This is a genomic window from Azotobacter tropicalis, assembly GCF_059739045.1.
In genome coordinates this window covers 311327-333012 of record NZ_AP046059.1, presented here as the reverse complement: position 1 = coordinate 333012, position 21686 = coordinate 311327, and the positions used below count along the sequence as shown (strand labels likewise).

The 21686-nt window shown below is 71.7% G+C and carries 15 protein-coding genes and 2 pseudogenes; 1 reads left to right on the top strand and 16 read right to left on the bottom strand.

Annotated features, from left to right (window positions below; genetic code table 11):
- Positions 1-60: 60 nt before the first annotated feature.
- The 11 genes from Atro_RS01575 to Atro_RS01525 form a co-directional block, all read right to left on the bottom strand.
- Positions 61-552: a type II secretion system protein gene (locus Atro_RS01575; RefSeq protein ID WP_497926140.1), complete on the bottom strand. Its 492-nt coding sequence runs from the start codon at positions 550-552 to the stop codon at positions 61-63.
- The gene (locus Atro_RS01570; RefSeq protein ID WP_497926139.1) at positions 527-901 is read right to left on the bottom strand and encodes a type II secretion system protein; all 375 of its coding nucleotides are present in this window, start codon (positions 899-901) and stop codon (positions 527-529) included. Before Atro_RS01570 ends, Atro_RS01575 begins: the two co-directional genes overlap by 26 nt.
- Positions 901-1383, bottom strand: a complete 483-nt coding sequence (locus Atro_RS01565) for a type II secretion system protein (RefSeq protein WP_497926138.1) — start codon at positions 1381-1383, stop codon at positions 901-903. The genes Atro_RS01570 and Atro_RS01565 overlap by 1 nt, the downstream gene beginning before the upstream one ends.
- Positions 1380-3227, bottom strand: a complete 1848-nt coding sequence (locus Atro_RS01560; protein ID WP_497926137.1) for a secretin GspD/PilQ domain-containing protein — start codon at positions 3225-3227, stop codon at positions 1380-1382. Before Atro_RS01560 ends, Atro_RS01565 begins: the two co-directional genes overlap by 4 nt.
- Positions 3224-3751, bottom strand: a complete 528-nt coding sequence (locus Atro_RS01555) for a hypothetical protein (RefSeq protein WP_497926136.1) — start codon at positions 3749-3751, stop codon at positions 3224-3226. Before Atro_RS01555 ends, Atro_RS01560 begins: the two co-directional genes overlap by 4 nt.
- Positions 3751-4299 (bottom strand): GspMb/PilO family protein, encoded by a 549-nt coding sequence (locus Atro_RS01550; protein WP_497926135.1) that lies wholly within the window; start codon positions 4297-4299, stop codon positions 3751-3753. The genes Atro_RS01555 and Atro_RS01550 overlap by 1 nt, the downstream gene beginning before the upstream one ends.
- Positions 4286-4828 (bottom strand): pilus assembly protein, encoded by a 543-nt coding sequence (locus Atro_RS01545; protein ID WP_165891660.1) that lies wholly within the window; start codon positions 4826-4828, stop codon positions 4286-4288. The genes Atro_RS01550 and Atro_RS01545 overlap by 14 nt, the downstream gene beginning before the upstream one ends.
- Position 4829: 1 nt before the next feature.
- Positions 4830-5606 carry a hypothetical protein gene (locus Atro_RS01540; protein ID WP_497926134.1) on the bottom strand — a complete coding sequence of 259 codons (777 nt, stop codon included), beginning with the start codon at positions 5604-5606 and terminating at the stop codon, positions 4830-4832.
- Positions 5587-7293 carry a GspE/PulE family protein gene (locus Atro_RS01535; protein WP_497926133.1) on the bottom strand — a complete coding sequence of 569 codons (1707 nt, stop codon included), beginning with the start codon at positions 7291-7293 and terminating at the stop codon, positions 5587-5589. Before Atro_RS01535 ends, Atro_RS01540 begins: the two co-directional genes overlap by 20 nt.
- A gap of 50 nt (positions 7294-7343) precedes the next feature.
- A complete protein-coding gene (locus tag Atro_RS01530) occupies positions 7344-7724 on the bottom strand; it encodes a response regulator (RefSeq protein ID WP_497926132.1) in 381 nt (126 codons plus the stop codon).
- Positions 7725-8042: 318 nt separating this feature from the next.
- Positions 8043-9521: an erythromycin esterase family protein gene (locus Atro_RS01525; RefSeq protein WP_497926131.1), complete on the bottom strand. Its 1479-nt coding sequence runs from the start codon at positions 9519-9521 to the stop codon at positions 8043-8045.
- 240 nt (positions 9522-9761) lie between these two features.
- Between Atro_RS01525 and Atro_RS01520 the strand changes: the two genes are divergently transcribed.
- Entirely contained in the window at positions 9762-10751 is a 990-nt protein-coding gene (locus Atro_RS01520) for a ribonuclease Z (RefSeq protein WP_497926130.1), read from the top strand.
- 16 nt (positions 10752-10767) lie between these two features.
- On the opposite strand, the gene Atro_RS01515 is transcribed toward Atro_RS01520, so the two are convergent.
- The 5 genes and pseudogenes from Atro_RS01515 to mnxG all read right to left on the bottom strand — a co-directional run bounded on the left by Atro_RS01515 (position 10768) and on the right by mnxG (position 21330).
- Complete coding sequence (locus Atro_RS01515) at positions 10768-12102, bottom strand: ABC transporter substrate-binding protein (RefSeq protein WP_497927737.1); 1335 nt, start codon at positions 12100-12102, stop codon at positions 10768-10770.
- A gap of 196 nt (positions 12103-12298) precedes the next feature.
- Positions 12299-12913 (bottom strand): SCO family protein, encoded by a 615-nt coding sequence (locus Atro_RS01510; RefSeq protein ID WP_497926129.1) that lies wholly within the window; start codon positions 12911-12913, stop codon positions 12299-12301.
- Positions 12910-13572 (bottom strand): SCO family protein, encoded by a 663-nt coding sequence (locus Atro_RS01505; RefSeq protein ID WP_497926128.1) that lies wholly within the window; start codon positions 13570-13572, stop codon positions 12910-12912. The genes Atro_RS01510 and Atro_RS01505 overlap by 4 nt, the downstream gene beginning before the upstream one ends.
- A 2-nt stretch (positions 13573-13574) precedes the next feature.
- A pseudogene (locus Atro_RS01500) lies at positions 13575-15463 on the bottom strand (cytochrome D1 domain-containing protein).
- 88 nt (positions 15464-15551) lie between these two features.
- A pseudogene (gene mnxG / locus Atro_RS01495) lies at positions 15552-21330 on the bottom strand (manganese-oxidizing multicopper oxidase MnxG).
- Positions 21331-21686: the final 356 nt, after the last annotated feature.

The window sequence follows — 21686 nt, the reverse complement described above, 5'->3', positions numbered from 1 at the left end:
CTCGCCCATGACGCAGATGCAGACGCCCCGCTCCGCCGGGGCGTCTTGCTGTGCGGCGCCCTATTTCTGGCGGAACGACGGCTCGGCGACGAATTGCCAGTCGGCATAGCGGGTCATCCCCTCGAAACCCTCCCAGCCCGGCGGAAAGTTCGCGCTCTTCAGCGGACGCCGCTCGGACAGGCTGTAGACCCCGGCGATGCGTCCGTCGGTCGAGCGGATCAGCCCCCACTCGCCGCCGCCGACCGGATCGGCATAGAGCCGGCGCAGATGGCGCTGGCGCTTGATCTGCCGGCGGTCCTCCAGCAGTTCCTCGAGGCTCTGCGGATACTGGGCGATGCCCGGCGAGTTGCGGTAGTAGCTGCGCAGCGCCATGGCGTACTGGTTGCCGATCCACAGCAGGTCGCGCTCCCGGTCGCGCTGGCTGGCGGTCGACCACAGCTGGCCGGCCGCGGCCAGCGCGCCGCCCATCAGCGCGACGAGAAACAGCACGCCCAGGTAGGTGAAGCCCCGCTGGCCGCGCATCGCCTCACCAGTCGGCATACAGGCTGCCATCCTTGGCCCGCCCGCCCGCGCCGCTCCTGACGTCGGCGACGCCGCCGGGAATGCCCTCCGGCGGCGGCAATACCACCCACTGGTCGCTGCGCTCGACGATCGGGTCCACCGGCAGGTTGCGCAGGTAGCGCTGCTCCACCAACGCCTCGAGACTCTCCGGATAGCTGCCGGTGTCGCCGTAGTACTGGTCCAGGGCATCGCGCATCACCGCCAGGCTCTGCTTGAGGGTGGTCTCCCGGGAATACTCCAGGCTGGAGAAGTAGCGCGGCACGGCGATGGTCAGCAGGCTGGCGATGATCGCCATGACCACCAGCAGCTCGATCAGGGTGAATCCGGCCTGTCGTTTCATTACCACTCCCGGTACGGAATGCCGTTGAGCCCGCGGCCGGCGGACAGCGAATGGACATCGAAGACGTCCTCGCCCTCCTGCGGGTTCTCCGCGGAGCTGTCGTAGCTGCGCAGTCCCCAGCTCTCCAGCGCGCTCGTGTCCGGCGCGGCGAAGGGATCGCGGGGAATCCGCCTAAGGAAATACAGCTTGCTGCCCGACGGGTTGCGCAGGTCGCGCACGCCCTCCACCAGCACCTCCAGCGAGGGCGGGTAGCCGCTGCCCAGGGCGGACTTCTCGATGAAGCCGGCGTCGGCCGCCTGCTTGTAGGCGTCGATGGCGTCGCGAATGCGGTACAGCGCGCTCTTCAGCTCCTGTTCCTTGCCGCGGCGGATCACCGTCTCGGTCAGCGGCGCGGCCATGCCGACCAGCAGCCCGAGGATCGCCAGGGCGATCACCAGTTCGAGCAGCGAGAAGCCGCGCGCCCGCCGCGGCCCGCCGCTCATCGCCGCTCGACCTCGGCGGCGGCCAGCGGCACGGGCTTCTTCGCCGGCCGCAGACCGACCTCGCCCTCGCGGGGCAGCGCGGCCGGACGCAGACGCAGACCGGTCTCGGTACCGGACTCGAACTCCATGTCGTAGGGATTCTGGTACGGCAGGTTGCGCACGATGCGCGGGGTGATGGAGAGCACCAGTTCGGACTTGCTCAGGGTGTCCTTGTTGCTGCCGAACAGCCGGCCGAGGCCGGGGATGTCGCCGAGGCCGGGAATGCTGTCGCCCGACTTGCCGTGATCGTTGCGCATCAGCCCAGCGAGCACCTGGGTCTCGCCGTCGCGCAGGCGCAGGGTGGTGACCGCGTTGCGGGTGTCCACCTGGATCGGGATGGTCCCGGCCTCGGTGCGCGCCAGCTGGGTCGCATTGCTCACCTCCAGCCCCACCTTGATGGCCACCTCGTCGTTCAAGTGGATGGTCGGCTCGACCTCCAGCTTCAGGCCCACGTCCAGGTAGGTGATGCTCTCGGTGATCACCGGCCCCTGGGTCGAGGGCGTCGAGGTGGCGCTGACCACCGGCACCCGCTCGCCGATGTGGATGCGCGCCTGCTCGCGGTTGCTGACCCGCAGCACCGGACTGGCCAGGGTGTTGATGTCGCTGTCGTTGGCGTTGATCTTCAGGGTCGGCGACGGCGAGAAGTTGATGCGGTCGGAATTGATCCCGCGCAGCTGGCCGAGGATGCTCACCGCGCTAGTGCCGTCCTCGGTGAGGATGCCGAAGGTGTTCGGCCACTGCAGGCCGAGGTCGAGGATGCGCTTGCGCGAGACTTCCATCACCTCCAGCTCCAGCACCACCTCGGGATTGGCCTGGTCCTGGGCCTGGAACAGCCGCTCGGCCAGGTGCACCGCATCCGGCGTGTCGCGCATGGTCAGGGTGTTGAGGCGCTCGTCGACGAACACGTCGCGGGTCTTGAGCAGGGTCTTGACCATGTTCAGCGCGGTGTTGGCGTCGGTGTTGGTCAGGTAGAAGGTCTTCAGCACCAGTTCCTGGTAGTCCTTGAGCTTCTGCGGGGTGTTCGGGTAGATGATGATGGTGTTGTCGTTGACCACCTTCTGCTTGAGCTGGCTCTGCTGCAGCAGCAGGTCCACCGCGTCCTCGATCGCCACCTGGCGGACGTAGATGGTCGCCTTGAGATCCGGGCGCACGTCCTGGTCGAAGATGAAGTTCATTCCCGCGGTCTGCGCCAGGACCTCGAAGACCAGCTTCAGGTTGGCCTCGCGGAACTCCAGGCTCACCGGCTGGCGCAGCTTGGAGCGCAACTGCGGGTAGGCGACGGCGGTCTGCGCGCGGGTGCCCTCGATGCCCGCCTGCAGGGCCAGCGCCCTCTCGTGCCGCGGCTCCAGGGTAAGGATCGCGCGCACCAGCCGCTCGGCCCCGGCCAGGTCGCCGCGGCCCAGCGCCAGCTCGGCCTGGCGGTACTGCTCGGCGACGTTGCGCCGCTGGACGATCTGGCGCATGCCCTCGCTGGCCCGGGCGTTGCCCGGCTCGACGCCCAGCACCTGCTGGTAGGCGGCCTGCGCGGCCTCGTGGTTGCCCGCATTGCGCGCCTGGTCGGCCTGGGCCAGCAACCGGGTGACCACCCTGGCCCGCTGGGTGGTCAGGGCGATCTGCGCGCTGGGGTCCTGCGGATTTTCGTGGGCCGCCTCGGCCAGCTTCACCAGGCCCTCCTCGTACTTGCCCTGGTCGATCAGGTCGATGCCCTCCTGGGTCGGCTGCCCGGCACAGCCGGCCAGCAGCAAGCCGCCCAGCAGCAGCGGCAGGCAGAAAGCGCGTGCATCCTTGCGCATTGCGATGGTCATGGACGGTCCCCCACGGACAGCGACTGGGTCTGGTTGAGCGGCAGATAGACGAGGGTCAGCTCGTCGCCGGCGATCTTCTCCACCCGGTAGGTGCCGTCGATCACGTCGCCGGCCTGCACCGTGTGCACACGCTCGTCGCGCAGCAGAAAGGCCCTGAGGTGGACGCTGTCGTCCAGCCGGCCGATGAACTCGAAGGGCAGCGGCGGCGCGGCCGGTGGCGGCGGCGGCAAGGCGGCGGCCGCGACCGGCGCCGCGGCATCGGGCGCACGGCGCGCAGGCGGCGCGCGCCAGCTGCGGGCGGCGAACAGATCCGTCTGCGGCACCGCCCGGCTCGCCGCTCCGTCCCGCACCGCCCGGGCCTCCGGCGCGGCGACGGCCGGGCCTTGCGCCGCCGGCGCCGGCCGGCTGCGCGGCGCCACCGCCAGAGGCTCGGCCTCCTGCGGCGGAAAGAATTCCGGCAGCAGCGCCAGCAGCCCCGCGCTGCCGAGAAACACCAGCCAGCCCAGCAGCCGTCGCCTTTCCATCACCACCTCGACAGATAGAGAGTCATGCGGATGCGCCCTTCGAGTTCGGTTTCCTGGATGGCCTTGCGCTTGAACTCGACATCTTCCAGCACCAGCGCCGGCACCTCGCTCAGCAGGCTGTGCAGGAAACGGCGCAGCTGCGGATAGCCGGCGCGCACCGGCAGGAGGATGCGGTAGCGCGCCAGGCGGGTCTTCGGGTCGATGCCGAGGGAATACTCGCCGCGCGCCAGCGACAGGTTCTGCGCCCGGGCCGCCGCGTAGATCCGATCGATGGCGCTGCTCGCCGCCGGTTGCGCCGGCAGCTGGCGGTGGAAGTCGGCCAGTTGCTGGCCCGGTCCCTGCGCCGGCAGCTCGACGCCGCGCTCGATGCGCGCCTGGCGCTCGCGGGCCGCGACGATCTGCGCCGCCAGGGCCTCGCGCGCCTGCCAGGCCGGCCACAGGACCAGCAGCCCGTGGGCGGCGGCCAGCGCCAGCAGCGCGGCGCCGACGGCGCCCGGCCAGCCCAGCCGCCGCAGCCGCTCGCGGAGGATCAGCCTATGGACGGCCATCCGGCACCTCCCAGGTCGCCAGCAGGTTGAAGCGGATCGGCCGTTCGGCCACCTGGACCAGCACCTCGTGGTCGAGCAGGGACACGTCGCTCAGCCCGTCGCTGTCCTCCAGGCGCTGGTGGAACTCCAGCATGGCTTCCAGGTTGCGCGCCTCGGCGCTGATCCGCAGCAGCCGCTTGCGCGCATCCGGGATCAGCCCGAGCAGGGCGACGTCCTTGAGCGGCAGCGCCTCCAGGGTGGCGAACAAGCCTTCCCAGGGCAGGTTCAGCGCCGCCGAAACCCGGCGCATCTCCGCCAGGCTGGCCTGCTGGGCCTGGCTGTCGGCCTTCGACAGCGGCGCCTGGCGCACCTCGCCGCCCGGCCCCTGCTGCAGCTGGGCGAGTTCCTGTGCATCATGCGCCGTCCGTGCGTCGACCCGCTGCTGCAGCGCCCAGAGCGCCCCGGCCAGCAGCAAGCCGGCCGCCAGCAGCGCCCAGCCGAGCGGGCTGGCGATGGCCTTGCGCTGGAAATCCAGATCGAGCGGGCGCATCTCAGTTCACCGCCAGGGCCATGGCCTGCAGGGCGTCCGCCGAGGTCCGTGGCAGCTCCAGGGCCTGCAACCCGGCCGGCGGCGGCGCCGTGCGCCCCGGCGCGTGCAGGTAAAGCGCCGCGTCCTCCAGCCCCTGCAGCTCGCGCTCCCGCTCGACCAACGCGAGCAGCGCCGCATCGTCGCCGCCGCTCACCGAACGCACGCCGGCCCAGCAGCCTTGGCGGGCCAGCAGCAGGCTGCTGCGCCCCGGCTCGGCAAGCACGAAGAGAAAATCGTCCGCCGGCAACTGTCCGGCGAAGCGGTTGAAGGCGCTCATCAGGTAGGGCTGTACCGAGGCAAGGCGCAGCCCGGCCGCCTTGCACACGGCCTGCAGGCGTTCGAGCAGGCCCCGCTCAAGGGCCGCCGCCAGCCGCGGCTGTCCGGCCGGAGCCGGCGACAGGCGCAGCAGCCAGTCGTCGGCCAGCGCGCCGTAGATCTCCTGGAAACGGAAGCGTGCATAAGCCTCCAGCTCCTCCGGCGCGGCGATCGCATCGCTCCAGGGAATCAGCGCGAAACGCGCGAAGCGGCTGGACAGCACCAGATCCAGGCTGGCCCGCCCGCGGCCCTGCTCGCCGAGAATGCGCTCCAGCGCCTGCGCCGCAGCGCTCCAGGCCGGCCCCTCGGCCGGACCGTATTCGACGCCGCCGAGCAGTTCCAGCTCGCCGCGCTTGCGGCGGAACAGCGCCAGGCGCGTGGCGCCGAGCACGGCGATGCGCCGTTCAGCCCACGAAAGTGACACGGTTGATCTCCTCCAGGGTGGTCCGTCCGCTGCGCACCAGCTCCACCGCCGAGCTGCGCAACAGGCGCAGGCCGCGGCGGCGGGCCAGTTCCTTGATCTGCGAGATGGGCTGGCGCTCGACGATCAGCTGGCGGATCTCGTCGTCGAGCAGCAGGAGTTCGGCGATCGCCTTGCGCCCGCGGTAGCCCGAGCCGCGGCAGCGCCCGCAGCCGCTGCCGTGGACGAAGCGGAAGTCGCCGACCCCGGCCGGGTCCAGCCCGGAGGTCAGCAGTTCCTCCGCGCTCGGCTCGACCGGCGCGGCGCAGTCCGGGCAGACCAGGCGGATCAGCCGCTGGGCGAGCACCGCGTTGAGTGCGGAGACGAAGCTGTAGGGGTCGACCTCCATCTGCACGAAGCGGCCGATCACGTCGAACACGTTGTTGGCATGGATGGTGGTGAACACCAGATGGCCGGTGAGCGCCGACTGCACGGCGATCTGTGCGGTTTCCGGGTCGCGGATCTCGCCGACCATGATCTTGTCCGGGTCGTGGCGGAGGATCGAGCGCAGGCCGCGGGCGAAGGTCAGGCCCTTCTTCTCGTTGACCGGGATCTGCAGCACGCCGGGCAACTGGTACTCCACCGGATCCTCGATGGTGATGATCTTGTCCACCCCGTGGTTGATCTCGGTGATCATCGCGTACAGGGTGGTGGTCTTGCCGCTGCCGGTGGGGCCGGTCACCAGCACCATGCCGTAGGGCTCGGCGGCCAGCCGGCGCAGGCTGCGCAGGGTCGCCTCCTCGAAGCCCAGCGCCTCCAGGCTGACGCCGCTGACCCGGTCGGCCAGGTCCTGCTTGTCGAGCACCCGCAGCACCGCGTCCTCGCCGAAGATGCTCGGCATGATCGACACCCGGAAGTCGATCTGCCGGCCGTGGATGCCGACCTTGAAGCGACCGTCCTGGGGCACCCGCTTCTCGCCGATGTCCAGCTCGGCGAGCACCTTGACCCGCGAGATCACCTGATCGGCGATCTCGCTGCCCTGCACCCGGCCGATGGAGTTGAGCACCCCGTCGATGCGGTACTTGATCGCCAGCCCGTTGCCGGTCATGCCCAGGTGGATGTCGCTGGCGTGCATCTTCAGCGCGTCGTAGAGGGTCGAGTTGACCAGCTTGACCACCACGCTGGAGTCCTCGCTGATCCGCGCCAGCGACAGGGTCTCCACCGCCTCGGTCTCGACCGCCCCGGCGGCGTCGGCGCCCAGCGACGCGACGGCGTGGAAGGCCTCCTCGTGGCGCGCCAGATAGCCGGCCAGATCGGCCGGATGCACCAGGTACAGCGGCGCGCCCTCCAGACAGGCGTCGATCCAGGCCAGCCGGGCGTCGTCGAAGGGGTCGGCGAACACCCCGACCTCGCGCTCGTCCAGACGCACCACGGCGAATTCGCGCTTGAGCGCCTGGGCCAGCGCCAGCCGCTCGAACGCCGGCCGGCAGGCGAACAGCGTCTCGCCGTCGAGCACCGGGTAATGCAGGGTCGCCCCCAGGCGGCGGACGAACTCGTCCGGCGCCAGCCCGGCCAGCGTCTCCAGCGCCTCGAGCAGCCGCCCGCCCTCGCCCGCCGCCCTCTCGCGGGCCTCGCGCAGCAGCGCGGCGCCGAAGCGGGCCGGCTCCGGCGCCGCCCCGCCAGTGGCGCTCCCTGGGGAAAGACTGTCCATGCGCACTCCTTTTTCAACGCATTCGCCCCTCATGGGCGACACAACAGCGGCTACTCGCCGCACATCCGCCGCACGACCTGCGGCTTGCACACCACCCGGCCCAGATCCGCCAGCGGAAAGGGCTTGAGCAGGATGTTGACGATACCGCGGCGCGCCGCGTCGTCGCAGAGCGCCCCGCTCGGGTGGCCGGTCATCAGCACCCGCTCGCCGTGGTAACGGCCGCGCAGGGCATCGAGCAGCTGGAAGGCGTCCATGTCCGGCAGGCAGTAGTCGAGCACCAGGATGTCCGGCCCGAAGCTCGCCGTCAGGGCGATGGCGCCGGCGCCGTCATGGGCGACACGCACCTCGCAGTGCCTCGTTTCGAGATAGGCCTTGAGGTTCTCCGCAAGGACCGGCTCGTCCTCGACAAGCAAGACTTTTCTGATCGCCACGACGACTGACTCCCGTTTCAGAAATCCATGCCCACTACCGAGTCGCAAAAACACGTACCCGATGTGCTTCATGCACAGCCCGCGCCAGTCGTCCCCTATTAAATAGACGATTGATTTTTCAAAATTTTTTCCATGCGGAGGGTTCCCCAGATTCGGGGAAAAACTCGCCGGTTCCCCACTCCGGGGGATGGCCGAGCGCCTTGCGTGTCAGCTGGCCAGCCGCCGGAGCGGCCTGGCGAACCGGCCCGGGGAGCCGCCCGCCGGAGCGGCGCTGCCCCGGCCATCCGGGGGTTCGCACAGGGAAGCGGCGGCTCGCGCTCAGACGCCGAAGGGATAGGTGTCGTCCTCCCGGCCGGAACGCTTGCCGGCGGGCAAGGGCGTCAGCGCCCGGGTTTCCTCGACCCAGACGTACGCATCGAACTGCTCGGCCAGCACGGCCCGGGCGTAATGGCTCTGCCGCTCGGTCTGCGGCCGATAGATCACCCCGATCGCCCGCTCCAGCAGCGGCCCGGCAAGGGCCGCGCGCAGTTCCCCGCGCTCCGGCGCGCGCCAGTCGGTCAGCGAGGCGGGAATGCCGGCGCGGAGGAACTGCCGCTCCCAGCTGTCCTCGCGGGCCGGAAGCACGTCCTTGATGTGCATCGCGCCGTCCCAGTGGTCGGCGGCGGCGACCTGGCCGCGGTCGGTGCCCATGCCGATGAGCACCGCCTCCCCGCCGTAGGCCGTGCGGCACAGCTGACCGATGTTGAAGCGCCCGCCCCAGCCCATGGCCGTGGCGTTCGCGTCGCCGATGTGCGAGTTGTGCGCCCAGACCACCGCCTTCGCTCCGGGGCCGCGATGCTCGAGCAGCGCCTGCAGGCTGTCGAACATGTGCCGGTCGCGCAGGTTCCAGGACTCCGCCCGGCCGTGGTACATGGCGCGGTAGTAGTGTTCGGCGGCACGCACCACGCGGGCGTTCTGCGTCGCGCTGAAGAAACCCTCGCCGTCGCCGGCCAGATGCTGCAGCCGCCGGGCCAGCAGGCTGTTCAGTTGCTCGACCACCGCCTCCTCGCACGACGCCTTGCCGGCGCGCTCGACCAGATGGCCGTAGACCAGCGGATCGTCCTGCCAGGGGAACAGGCACGCGTAGCGCTCGCGCGCCTGTCGCGCCAGCTCCGCATCGGTACGGCCCAGGTAGCGCAGCACCTCGTGGATCGAGTTGGCCAGGCTGTACAGGTCCAGCCCGCGGAACTCCACGCGCCGTGCGGGCGCCAGGGCATGGTTGTGGGCCCGCAGCCAGCGGACGAAGGCATCCACCTCGGTGTTGCGCCACATCCAGGCGGGGAAGCGCGTGAAGGCCCGCTGCCTCCAGACCGACGGACCCAGCCCGCGCACGTACCGGTCGATCCGTCCCGCATCCGGCCAGTCGGCCTCGGCGGCGACGATGGCGAAGCCGTGACGCTCGATCAGGCGCCGGGTGATGGCGGCGCGGATCCGGTAGAAATCGCCGGTCCCGTGGCTCGCCTCGCCGATCAGCACGACGCGGGCGTCGCCGTAGCGGTCGAACAGCTCGCCGAAGGCGGCGCTGTCCGGGTCCGGCAGCGCTTCGGCGTAGCGGCGCAGCAGTTGCGGCAGGTCGCTCCGGGGTTCCCCGGCGGAGCGCCCGGGGAGCGCTGCTGCGGCTCCCCGGCGGACGAAGACATGTGAGCGCCTCGCGAAAGAAGGTGGCCGATTGCAATGCCTACAGGCAGGAGACTGGCCGGCAGCGGCCAGGTTCCGGGCGGGCGACCGGCGTGACGCCGCCGTGCCATTGCAGCTCATCGGGCCGGCGCCGCTTCAGCGGGACGATGCAGCGGCCGGCGGGTCCATTCGTGTATCCATCCGCCGCGCCCGGCGCGTCATGCCGGAGCGCAGGCGATGGCAACGATGGCCGGCCGGTTTCCGGCGACCGTGCGCGATTCGGGCCCGGCAGCGGTAATCTGCACCGAGACCGCCTGGCGAAGCGGCGGACCGACCGGCCGCCGGCGAACGCCCGCGACAGCAGACCACGGGAGCATGGGTGTGGACCTGATATTTCTCGGCACTTCCTCCGGAACCCCCACCAAAACCCGCAACGTCACCGGACTGGCGCTGCAGGAGGAGACCGGCAAGGGCTGGTATCTGGTGGACTGCGGCGAGGCCACGCAGCACCAGGTGCTGCGCACGCCGCTCTCCTTGCACGAGCTGCGCGCGATCTTCATCACCCATGTGCACGGCGACCACTGCTACGGCCTGCCCGGCCTGCTGGCCAGCGCCGCCATGCAGGGCAGAACGGCGCCGCTGGAGATCGTCGCCCCGGACGGCATCGAGGAATGGCTGCGCACCACGCTGCGCCTGACCCGGACCTGGCTGGCGTTCGAGCTGAACTTCCAGGCCGTCGAGTCCCTGGGCGAATGGCGCGGCGGCAACCTGCGCGTCGCCGCCGTCGCCCTCTCCCATCGGGTGCCCTGCTATGGCTACCGCTTCAGCGAGGCCCGCCCGGACCCGCGCCTGGACATCGACAGGCTCGACCGCCACGGCATTCCCCGCGGCCCGCTCTGGGGCCAGCTGGCGCGCGGCATCGACGTGCAGCACGAGGGCCGCACGCTGCATAGCGACGACTACCTGATCTTCGGCCGAGCGCCCCGCCGCCTGGTGATCGGCGGCGACAACGACCGTCCCGAGCTGCTGGCCGAGGCCTGCCGCGGCGCCCAGGTGCTGGTCCACGAGGCCACCTACACCCAAGCCGTCGCGGAGGACGCCAGGGCCGGCTTCGGCCACAGCACCGCCGGCGCGGTCGCCGCCTTCGCCCAGGCGGCCGGCCTCGCCAACCTGGTCCTGACCCACTTCAGCGCCCGCTACCAGGCCGATCCGAAACGCCGGCCGTGCATCGAGGACATCCGTGCCGAGGCCGCGGCGGCCTACCGGGGCCGGCTGTTTCTGGCCGAGGATTTCGCCCGCTTCCGGCTGGGACGCGACGGGGCGTTGCAGCGGGTCGAGCCCGGGCATGGAGCGCCGACGGGCGCACGCTGAGGCGGCAATGCGGGCTCTATGGCTCGATGCGCACGTAGCGTCCGGTCGACACGAAGTGCCCGACGGCCAGATCCACGCCGACGATGTGCACCCCGGTCGTGCCCACCCGGCGGCCCGGACCGAAGCCCAGCGGCGGCGTCACCCCGGTGTGCAGGGCGTGCAGGTTCTCCAGCTCCTGCAGCAGGCGTTCGCGGCTGGCGTCGCGGCCGGCGCGCTTGAGTCCCTCGGCGAGCAGCAGCGCCGCGCTGTAGGCGCCGATCTGCAGCGCCGGCTGCTGGCCGTCGAGGCCGGCGCGCCGGCGCAAGGCCTCCAGCGCCTGCGCGCCGGCGGGCGTGACGTCCGCCGGCAGCAGCGGATAGGCGAGGAACAGCCGTCCGGAGAAGACGGCCGGCAGACGCAGCGCCGCACCGGCCGCCTGCCGGGCGCTGGCGTACAGCCGCGGCGCCAGCCCGGCCTCGTCCAGCACGCGGCCCAGGGCGAGCAGCGCCTCCCCGGAGCCGAGGAAGAACAGCGCTTCCAGGTCCGCCGTCAGCGCCGCTTCGTCGTCCGCCGCCTGCGCGCCGTAATCGAGCAGCCGCACCCGCTGCCAACCGCGCGCGCGCAGGCGCCCGGCCAGCGCCGCGGCCTGCCGGGCCTCCTCCGGCGGATGGACGATCAGCGCCGGGCTGGTGGCGGGCGGCGACTCGCCGGCGGCGAACTCGGCGAGGGCGAACAGCTGCTCGCGCCACCCCGGAAGCGGGGCGAAGACCAGCGGGCTGTCCTCCTCGTCCGCTTCCGGCAACGGCCCGATCAGCAGCACCCCGCGCGGTGCCAGCAGCTCGCCGTAACGGCTGTCCAGCGCCGGTGCCAGCGGCGCCAGCAGGGCGAAGACGTCGCCGCCGTCGAGCAGCCCGGCGAGCGCCGCCTCGGCCGAGGCCCGGTCCGGGCCGGGATCGGCGATCACCAGCTCCAGACGGCGGCCGTGGATGCCGCCGGCCCGGTTCAGTTCGTCGAGCGCCGCCTGCAGCAGCGCGCCGACGGTTTTCCCCGCCGCGGCCAGCGGCCCGGCGGACGGCAGCAGAGTGCCGAGGCGCAGGCGCGTCTCGTGCAGGCCGGGGTCGCGGTCTGCCTCGAGGCGCTGGAGATAGGCGGTGAGGTTGCGCAGGTCGGCCCGGCTCATGACGAAGCGCGGCATCGCCGGGTCCAGGCGCGCGCCGGCCGAATCGAGCCCCTCGCCCAAGGCGCGGGCCAGGCTCGCCGCGTCGTAGGCGGGGCGGGCCGTGGCCAGCCGCCGCCAGGTGATGTCCGGCGGGCGGACCGCGCCCTCCGGGCGGCCGCGCCCGTCGCGCCCATGGCAACCGGCACAGGGCAGTACGCTGGCCGGCAGCGGCGTGCCGGCCGGCCCGACGCGCGCCTCGACCAGAGCGTCGCCGGCGCCGATCCTTCCCGGAACAGGCGCCGCCCGGCGGCCTCCTCGGGCGTCAGTTCGAGCGCCCCGGCCAGACCGGTCCAGCCGAGCAGCATGGCAAGCAGCCAGGCCCGTCGGCGGCGTCTCCCACGCGGGCGCCTCATCGGCGCCCCGCCAGCGGCTCGGCGAGCAGCAGCAGGCGCTGGGCGATGGCGGCAGGCGGCGCGTCCGGGCGGATCTTGCTCCAGCGCTTGTTCGGCACGTCGCCGGCGATCAGCAGGGTCGAATGCCCCTCGGGCGTCTGCGCGAGCTGGCCGAGCCGGGCGAGGACCAAGTCCATGTCGGCCTTGTCGCCGCCGAGGAAGGTCCAGTTCGGATCGTCCGCGCCCTGCCTGGCGGCGAAAGCCTTGAGCGCCTGGGGCGAGTCGTGCTCGGGATCGCTGCTGAGGGAGACGAAATGCACCCGGCCGGCCTGCGCGCCGAGGGCCGCGCGCACCTCGCGCAGCTTGCGGGTGATCAGCGGGCAGGCGTCCTTGCAGCGGGTGTAGATCACGTTGAGCAGCACCACCCGCCCGGCCAGCACGTCGCTGTAGAAGCGCCGCTCGCGGCCGTCCTGGTCGCGCAGCGGGGTGTCGGTGAAGTAGCTGCGCGCGTCCGGGACGCCACCCTTGAGCTCCTGCGCCGCCGGCCCGGCGGTCGATTCCGGGGCATGGCCCTCGTGGGCCAGGGCGAGCGTGGCGAACAGCGCCAGGACGATGCCGGAGAAGAGCCTCATGGCCGGCCCTCCTGTATCGCGTGCCGGGCCACGTGTGCGTGCCCGGCGTGCTCGCGCGCCGCGGCCAGCGCCTCGATCCGCGCGACCAGCACGGCCGGGGCGGTGAAGCCGTAGTAGCGCGTCCACTGCCCGCTGCGGGCGTCGCCGACCAGCAGGGTCGGCGGGTGGCTGGCGAAGTCCGCCGACCAGACGCCGAGGCCCCGGAGGGTCTCGTCCACCGCCGCGGCCTCGCCGGTCAGCCAGCGCCAGCCGGGACCGGCCTGGTAGGCGCGGGAATACTCCAGCAGCCGCGCCGGGGTGTCGCGCAGCGGGTCGACGCTGATCGACAGCAGCCCCACCTCGGCGCCGGCCCGCCCGCCCAGCTGCGCCTGGACCTTCTGCATGATCGCCGAGAGCACCGGGCAGACCGTGGTGCAGCGGGTGTAGACGAAGCCGATGACCACGATGCGCCCGTCCACCGCCTCCGCCAGGCGCAGCTCGCGGCCGTGCTGGTCGCGCAGCGGCACGTCGGCGAAGCGCACCCGGGCGCTTTCCGCCGGAACCGCCGGCACCGCCTGCCGGTGTCCGGCGTGCCCGTCCGACGCTCCGGCCGGCGCCATGCCGCCGGCCAGGCCCAGGACGCAGAGCGCCAGGGCGAGGGTCTTGCGCAATCGCTCCATGCTCACTGTCCTCCGGCGGGCCGCGCCCGCAGGCCGAGATAGGGCAGCTCGCCGAACGCCAGCCCGAGCGAGGCCGCCCCAGGTGCAGGTAGTAGGCGCCGGCCTGCGCCAGCTCGACCGGCGCCTCGTAGATCCCCTCGCCCACCTCCCGCGCGGCGACCTCGCGCGGCGGCGAGGACGGCGCGCGGAAGTAGCGCACGCGCAGGTCCGCCACGCCGGTCTGCGGCGCCTTTGCGCCCCTCGACAGGCGAAAGCGCAGCCTGAGGGGCGCGCCGGCGACCACGCCGTGGCCGTCGACCAGGTATTCCACCTGCAGTCGTGCCCGCTGGCGATGCAGTTCGGGATTGGCCTGCACCTCGAGGGCGAAGCAGTGGGCGATCTGCGGCTGGTTGAGCAGGAAGGCGACGTCGAGACGCCCGGCGGCCGGCAGCCGGACCCGCGCGCCGAACAGCCCCGGCTCCAGCTCGCGCAGGCTGCGCGGCACCACGGTCGCCGCGCGCGCCGTGTGGCCGCGGTTGAGGTAGCCGGACATCGGCGCGTTCATGCCCTCCATGTAGAAGTAGGTGGTGTTGTCCACCGGGTTGACCACGAACAGCGCGGCGTCGTCGCCGGCCGGGGCCAGGCTGCTGGCCAGCGGCAGGTCGCCGGCCAGCCTGGGCGCCGCCGGTCCGGCCTCGAAGCCGAGCACGCCCGGTTCGCGGCCCTTGCCCAGCGAGGCCAGGTCGATCATCGACACCTTGGGCGAAGCCAGCCCTCGCACGTAGGCGAAGGCGCGGGTAAAGGCGATCTGGTAGGGCTCGGCGGCGACCTCCAGGACATGCACCAGCTCGTCGCTGGCGGCGTCGATCACCGTCACCCGGTTCTCCGCGGTATTGAGGACGAAGCCGTAGCGGCCGTCCGGGGCGAACGCCAGCGGGCCGATGCCGCGGCCGACCTGCAGGGTCTTGCGGGTCTCCAGGCTGGCGGCGTCGATCACGCTGAGCGTGCCGGCCTCGCCGTCGCTGACGTAGACCGCCCCGGACAGCGGCGAGAGGGCCACGCCGAGCGGCTGCGGCCCGGTGCGGATCTCGCGGACCCGCCCCAGGTTCGCCACGTCGAACACCGTCAGGCTGCCAGCCTCGCGGTTGCTGACGAAGGCATGCCGCGAATCGGCGCTGAAGGCGATCTCGTGATGGCCGCGCCCGGTATCGGCCTGCAGCACCGGCTTGAGGGTGGCGGTGTCGATCACCGTCACCCCGCTGCCGGCCTCCCCGTCGGCGTCGTTGCCGACCCACAGGTAGCGGCCGTCGGGCTGCAGGGCCAGGCGCACCGGCCGGCGCCCGGCGGGAATGCCGGCGAGCACCTGGAAGCGCTCGGCGTCGATCGCCGCCACCTCGCCGGCGTCCGGCATGGACACGTACAGCCGCGTGCCGTCGGCGCTGCGCGCCCAGTCCATCGGCGCGCGGCGCAGGGGAATGCGGGTGAGCATGCTGGTCGTCCCGCCGACCGAGGTCAGCGGGTCGACCACGGTAATGCTCGGGTCCCGGTTGAGGATCAGCAGGTGGTAGTTGGTCAGGTCGAGCAGCGGGCGCACGCCGGGCAGCCCCTTGAGGTAGAGGCCGATGCGGCTGCGGCAGGCGGTCTGCGGGTCGTCGTTGCCGGCCGCCAGGTCGAGCCAGGCGCCCGGCACCTGGCCGGCCAGCGGCTGGCCGCTGGCCGCGTCGCTCAGCCGGAAGCGCAGGTCGGCGAAGCGTCCCTCGGTCGGCTGCGCGCCCTCCACCGGCAGCACCGTGAAGTCGACGGCGATGCCGTTGCGCACCAGCCGGTTGCCGGCTGGCGCTCCGGGCGCCGGCGGGCGGCTGTCGAACAGCAGCAGGCCGGCGCCGAACGCCAGGCCGAACGGGAACAGCAGCGCCCCCCCTTGTACACGGCTTTCACGGTCGATCCCTCTTGTTCGTTCTCGTCATGCGCGCGGCCCACCTGCGGGCCGCGCACCTCGCTCAGCGCGAGTTGCCCTTGCCGTTGTTGCCCTTGCCCGGCGCCTGCTGCACCCGCAGCAGGCCCCAGATGCCGCCGGCGTTGCCGAAGGCGGCCTGGTCCCGGTACAGGTAGTCGCCCGGCACGGCGTTGCCGCCGCCGGCGCCGGGGTACAGGAGGTTGAAGTGCGCCGCCGGCAGCACGCTCTCCTGGGCTCCGGCATAGCGGCTCAGCGGGTTGTTGCCGAAGCGCACCGAGGCGACGCCGGCATCGAGGCTCGGATAGCCGTTCTCGGTGTACTGGGCGAGGAAGGGCTCCTGCGGGAACAGGTGGCCATCGAGCCCGAAGGAGGCGGTCCGGCTGCCGCCCGAGGGCAGGGTCACGTGGATGCGCAGCGGCTGGCCAGGACTGGCGGTGAGCACCGGGGTCACCGGGTCGCCGCCGACCAGGTCGTTGCTGTAGGCCATGTGGACGTTGTCGATGTCGCCCCAGCCGCCGTGGCCAAAGGGCGCGTCGGGCGGCAGGCCGAAGCGGTACCAGAGCGGCTCGCTCCGGTAGTTGACCGCCATGCCGGAGTTGTCCTCCGGATCGACCGGAATGCCGAAACCTTCGGCGGCCATGTTCTCTACCGGCCGGCCGTTCGCCCAGCGCAGGTTGAGCGCCTTGTGCCAGACCAGCGAGAAGTCGCGGTAGTCGGTCTGCCCGGAGGCCTTCACCGTGGCGGCCGCACGCGTCGCCGCATCCGTGCTCCAGGTCGCGCCCGGCGGCAGCACGCTCATCGCTCCGGCCAGGCCCTTCTGGCCCTGCTTGATCGGGTCCGCCGGCAGCAGGTTGAGCCCGCCGAATTCGACGGCCGTGGCGAGGATCTTGTCGAGGTTGCGCTGGGCGTCCTCGACCGGCTTGCCTTCGCGCTCCAGGTGCCCGGCGTAGAAGCGGTAGGTGCGGCTCTGGTACTGCCCGCCGGCGACCCGCGGCGGCACCGTCTGCTCGGGTTAATGCCGACGTTGAAGCCGTCGGCGCGGGTCACGTCGTAGGCCAGCAGCTGGGCGTGCAGGCCGACATGGGCGGAGGGGCGCATCAGGTTGTTGTTGAAGGTGGTCGAACCCTCGGCGCCGTCGCGGTCGCGCTTCACGGTGCCGGCCATGATCGCGTAGGTCGGCAGGTCGGGCATCTGCTCGGGCAGGCGGTTTTCCAGGATGACGTCGATGCAGTCGCCCGCCGCGGCGCGCAGCACCAGCGGCTCGACCGGCACGCCGGCCTTGAGCTTGCCGGTGTCCGGATCGAGGTCGGCCTTGTGCACGAAGAGGATCGCGGTGGGATCGTGCAGCGGTCCGGACTGGCCGCCGATGGTTTCGCTCTCGCCGGTCTCCTCGTCGACCACCGTGGTCTGCGCGACGGTGGTCGCCCGCGGGTTGAACACCAGGGTGCCGCCGGCCGGGTTCAGCGGCGCGCCGACGTGCTGGCCCTCGCCCGCCGGATCGCCGATGGTCAATCCCTGGGGATTGCCGAGGATGTCGTTGGCCAGCGCCGCGACGATCTCGTAGCTGCGCAGCGGCGTCGACTGGGTGCCCTTGCCGCTGGGGTTGGGACTGACGCGCGGGCATACCCCGTCGAAGGCCGAGGTATTGCGCGCCGCCACCGGCCGCAGGTTGTTCGGCAGCGCGTGGAGGTCGCTGCGGCTGACCGTGTAGTTGCGCATCACGCCCCACAGGCCGCTCCAGTAACCCTCCAGCGAGGCGTCCATGCTGTACAGGTAGTCGGCGGTTTCCGCCGCCGCGTCGGACATCATCGCCACCGGTGCGACGAAGCCGAACTGCTCGGAGATGCCGACCATCTGCGCGGCCTTCCAGCCGGAGTTGGGGCTGCGTCCGTAGCCTGCGCCGTAGCCGGTGCCGTTCTGCAGCCACTTCACGCCGTGCAGGGTGACGTTGTGCGCCTCCTCGTGACCGCCGGCATGCACCCGCAGGCGCACGTTGTCGCCGGAATAGCTGCGCAATAGCGGCGTGAAGGGGTCGCCCGGCTGGTCGCCGGCGACGTTGACGTGCGGCGGGAAGAGCGTGCTGCCGCCGGCCGGCCCCTCGGCTTCGCGGAGCGCCGAAGGCGCCAGGTTGAGCGGCGCGATGACCCGGTCGGTACGGCTCTGCAGGGCGTGCGCCAGGTCCCCGGCCAGTCCCGCGGCCTGCATCCCCGGCTTGCCGTCCGGGCCGCTGCGGTTCGGGTCGTAGATGCGCAGTCCCAGCGGCTCGTGCCGGTAGTTGACGACGAAGATCCCCGGATCGTCGACCGAGATCGCCTGCGGGCAGGGCCGCGCCGGACAGCCCGGCACCTGGCCGCCGGCGACTTCCAGCACCGACTCCAGCAGCGTGGCGGCGTTGCGGCGCACCGGCGGGCTGATGGCATGGCGGAAGGTTTCGGCCGTCGCCGGATAGGCCGAGGGGTTGGGAACGCCGTCGGGACCGGCGCCGACGTAGACGCCGGCCTCGTAGGCATGCTGGAAGTCGCTGTATTCGAGGAAGAACTCGCGGAAGCTGTCGTTCTTGCCATCGCCGTCGTAGTCGCTGGTGGCGATCACCGCCTGCCAGGAGGTCGGCCCGCCGTCGGCGCGGGTGTACAGCGGCTCGCCGGTTTCCGCGTGGTACCAGTTCGATCCGGCCGGCTCGGTCAGCACCGTGGCGTAGAGGCCGACCTGCTGGTGGGTGGAGGGACCGAAGTGGTCGTGGGTGAAGATGTTGCCCAGGCCGCGGTCGACGTCGTGGGTGTTGACCACCGGGTCGGCGAACCAGCGCTGCAGGGTGGTCCGCGCGCCCAGCCAGTCGGCGCGCCCGAACTGGCCGAAGTAGGGATGGGTCTTCGCCCGCGGGCAGTCCGGCGTGCCGTCGCGCGCATCGCCCGCCGTGCAGTGGTTGTACTCGCGGATCGCGTGGATGGTTTCGACCACCGCCGCCGGCGAGAGCACGCCGTCCTCGTAGTTCCAGCCGTTGGCCGAGCCGTCGGCGGCGGTCAGATCCCACTTCGGCAGGTGGATGTGCTGGCCGATCACGTCGGTCGGCGTGCGCACCTGGTAGTCGTCCAGCTCGTAGAACGCCGGCACCAGGTTGGTGTGGTGGTACATGGTGCAGTCGAAGGTGTTCATCCGCATCACCAACGGCTCCGGCGGCTTGCGCTTGTCGATGGTCGGCACGGCGTCCTCCCACAGGGTGAGGATGCGGGTCTGCGGGAAGTGGTAGCCGACCTTGTTGAACACCGCGTCGAACTGGATGTTGGCGCCCTTGTAGACCCGCGGCCGGTCGGCGCTGAAGGCCGAGGCGCCGCCGAACGACAGGCCGCTGCCGCCGGCGAACTGGCCGCGTCCGGCTGCGGCGGTCAGGCGCATCTGGCGGTCGTCCATGCACGGCTCGAAGAAGGGCGCGCCGGCCACCGGCGGGGCGCCGTTGGTGCGGAAGTTCTTCTGCTGCACGCTGCCGTCGGGCAGCACCGCATGGCTCGGGTGCTCGCTCCTGGCGTGGAAGGCCATGGCCGCCTGCTCGACGTCGGTGCCCTCCTCGGGAAGTAGACCGGCCTGGCCTTCTTCACGAACTTGCTGAAGTCCAGGGCGCTGGTGACGACCGTGGCCTCGCCGCCGGCCGACCAGCCGAGCAGCGCATTGCGCGGCAGGCCGCCGTCCCAGCCGCCGGCCTGGGCCGGGTCGATGTTGGTCCACAGCGCGTTGCCGCTGTCGCGCAGCGCCCTCGCCTTGTCGGCGTCGAGCATGTCCAGCGGCGGGGTCGGCGGGCGCTGGCCGATGGTGTGTTCCATGCCGCCGATCCAGAACGGGAAACCGGAGTTCTTCAGGCTGCCGTCGGCGTTGCGGTTGGCCTCGCTGCGGTCGACCAGCGCCACCGAACCGACGATCCGCCCCTCGTCGTCCTCTTCACTGCCGCCGCCGTCGTCGGCCGAGTTCCGGCCGATCTTCGTCACCACCCGGACCTTGCCCGGCATCGGCGCCAGCGCCTTGCCCGGCAGCGGCACCACCGCCGGGATCGGCGTGCCGGCGACGATCTCGCCGTCCGGCAGGGCGCGCGCGCCCTCGGCCGGCAGGCCGCTGCGCAGCGCGAAGGGTTCCGCGTGGAAGCCGCCCTCGCCTTCCTCGCTGACCGCCAGCCGGGTGCCCTCCTCGAACACGTCGTGGGTCCGCCACAGGCTCCACATGCCCTGGGCGAAGTGCGGGTAGAAGTGGCAGTGGTAGATGGCGTCGCCGGCCACCCGGTTGCGGTTGCCCGAGCCGCCGTTGGCGATCTCGTAGGTGTAGCCGGCGCCCGGCCCGAGGCCCTGGGCGTCCAGGTAGTCGGAGTTGTCGTCGTTGGGGTTGAACAGCCACTGGTGGCCGTGCAGGTGGAAGACGTGCTGCTCGTGGCCGACGTGGGTGTTGCGGAACTTGACGAAGTCGCCGATGTAGCTGTGGTTGACGTTCGACGGCTCGGCCGGATACAGCGCCATGGAGGCCTTGATGCCGGTGGCCTCGGCCGGCGGCGTCTGCCCCGGCTGCAGGGATTCGAGGCCGACGTTGGCCGGCACGTCGACCAGCATGGCGGCATCGCCGACCGTGTGCGCACTGAGGAAGAACTCCTCGTAGTGGCAGGTCAGGCAGTCGTGCATCGGCCCGACGCCGAGACGGTTGGCGAGCACCTCGGCGCCGACGCCGTTGGCCCCGTAGTTGATCATGAAGGCGTCGCGGGTCGGCTCCAGCACATGGCCGAACTGCGGATCGGCCCAGTAGCCGGGGAAGGCCTGGGCGGCCACCGCCTCGTCCTGGAAGGCGACGGAAAAGTCGCGGAACGGCTCCAGCCGGTTGGGCAGCGCCGGGTTGCGCAGTCCGATGCGCTCCAGCGGATAGGTGGAGGCCGGGAAGCTGCCGTCCGCGTTCGGTCCCATGACGATGGCATCGCTGTAGCTGGCGACGATCTGGTTGCCGTCGATCATGTTGAGGATCGGCGCACCGGCCCTGCCCTCGCTGCGCCAGGGCTCGACGTCCGGGTAGCGCGCCTCGTAGTCGACGATCGGCTGGCCGGTCGGCGTGCGGCCGCGGCTGGCCAGGCGCATCTCCTCCTCGGTCAGGGTGTTGCGGTAGATCCGTCCGCCCCTGGGCACCACCACCACCTGGGCGAACAGGCCGTTGCCGGTATTGCCGGCCGTGCCCTCGCCGCCGAAGGCCGCGCCGTCGCTGCTGGCGACGAAGGCGCCTTCGCGTTCGGCGAACAGGGTGTAGCTGCGGCTGGCGCCCGGCGCCAGCAGGCTGCTGCCGTTGCGCCCGCTGTTCGCGGCGATGTCGCCGATGCCGCCGACCGCCTGCAGGCCGTTGACCTTGAAGCCGATCTGCCGGCCGCGCACCTGGTCGTCGACCTGCAGCTCGGGTTCCGCGGCGTTGTTCGGGTTGGCCTGTGCGGCCAGTAGGTTCTGCAGGTTGACCTTCAGGCAGTCGCCCTCGGCGACCCGCAGCACCAGCGGCCGCGGCCGCTTGTCCGGGCGCAGCGCGACCCGCCCGGGCAGCGCCGTGCCGCCCTTGTGCAGCGGCGTACCGTTGTCGTCGACCACATCCTGGCGCAGCGCGAACATCATGCCGTTGACGTTCTGCGCGCCGAGGCGGTTGAACATCAGAGGCTGGTCGATCGCCACCACGTCGGCGACCAGCGTGCGCGCGCAACCGATCGCGGCTTCGGCCGGGCGGGCGGGCAACAGTCCTGCAGCGGCCAGCACCAGCAGGCCACCGAGGCGCACGAAAAACCTGACTGCGTCGTCGTCTCGACGGAGAGCGATGCTGGCCATGATGTCGTTCCTGTTCATCATGGCTCACCTTGGCTTCGGGTCCGGGCGCCACTGCCGGGGGCGCAGCAGCCCCTCAGCAACCGCCGTGCCATGACGAAACTCCCGGAAATTCAATTGGCTGCCTATTGCCATCAGCCGGGATCCGGAAAACTTGCCGCAGCTTTTCCAGAGCTTCTTCGGCAAACGTGCTGGCAAAATAAAAGGGTTCTGCCATTAGCCACGGCGCCCGACAGGCGCGGGCCTCCCCGAAGGTGGGGGAAGCGCAACCCCAGAGCTGGGGATATGCCATCCCCCCACGGGCGGCCCCGGATACCGGCAAGGCACCGGCAGCCCCGGCAACATGAGCGCTGCTCATG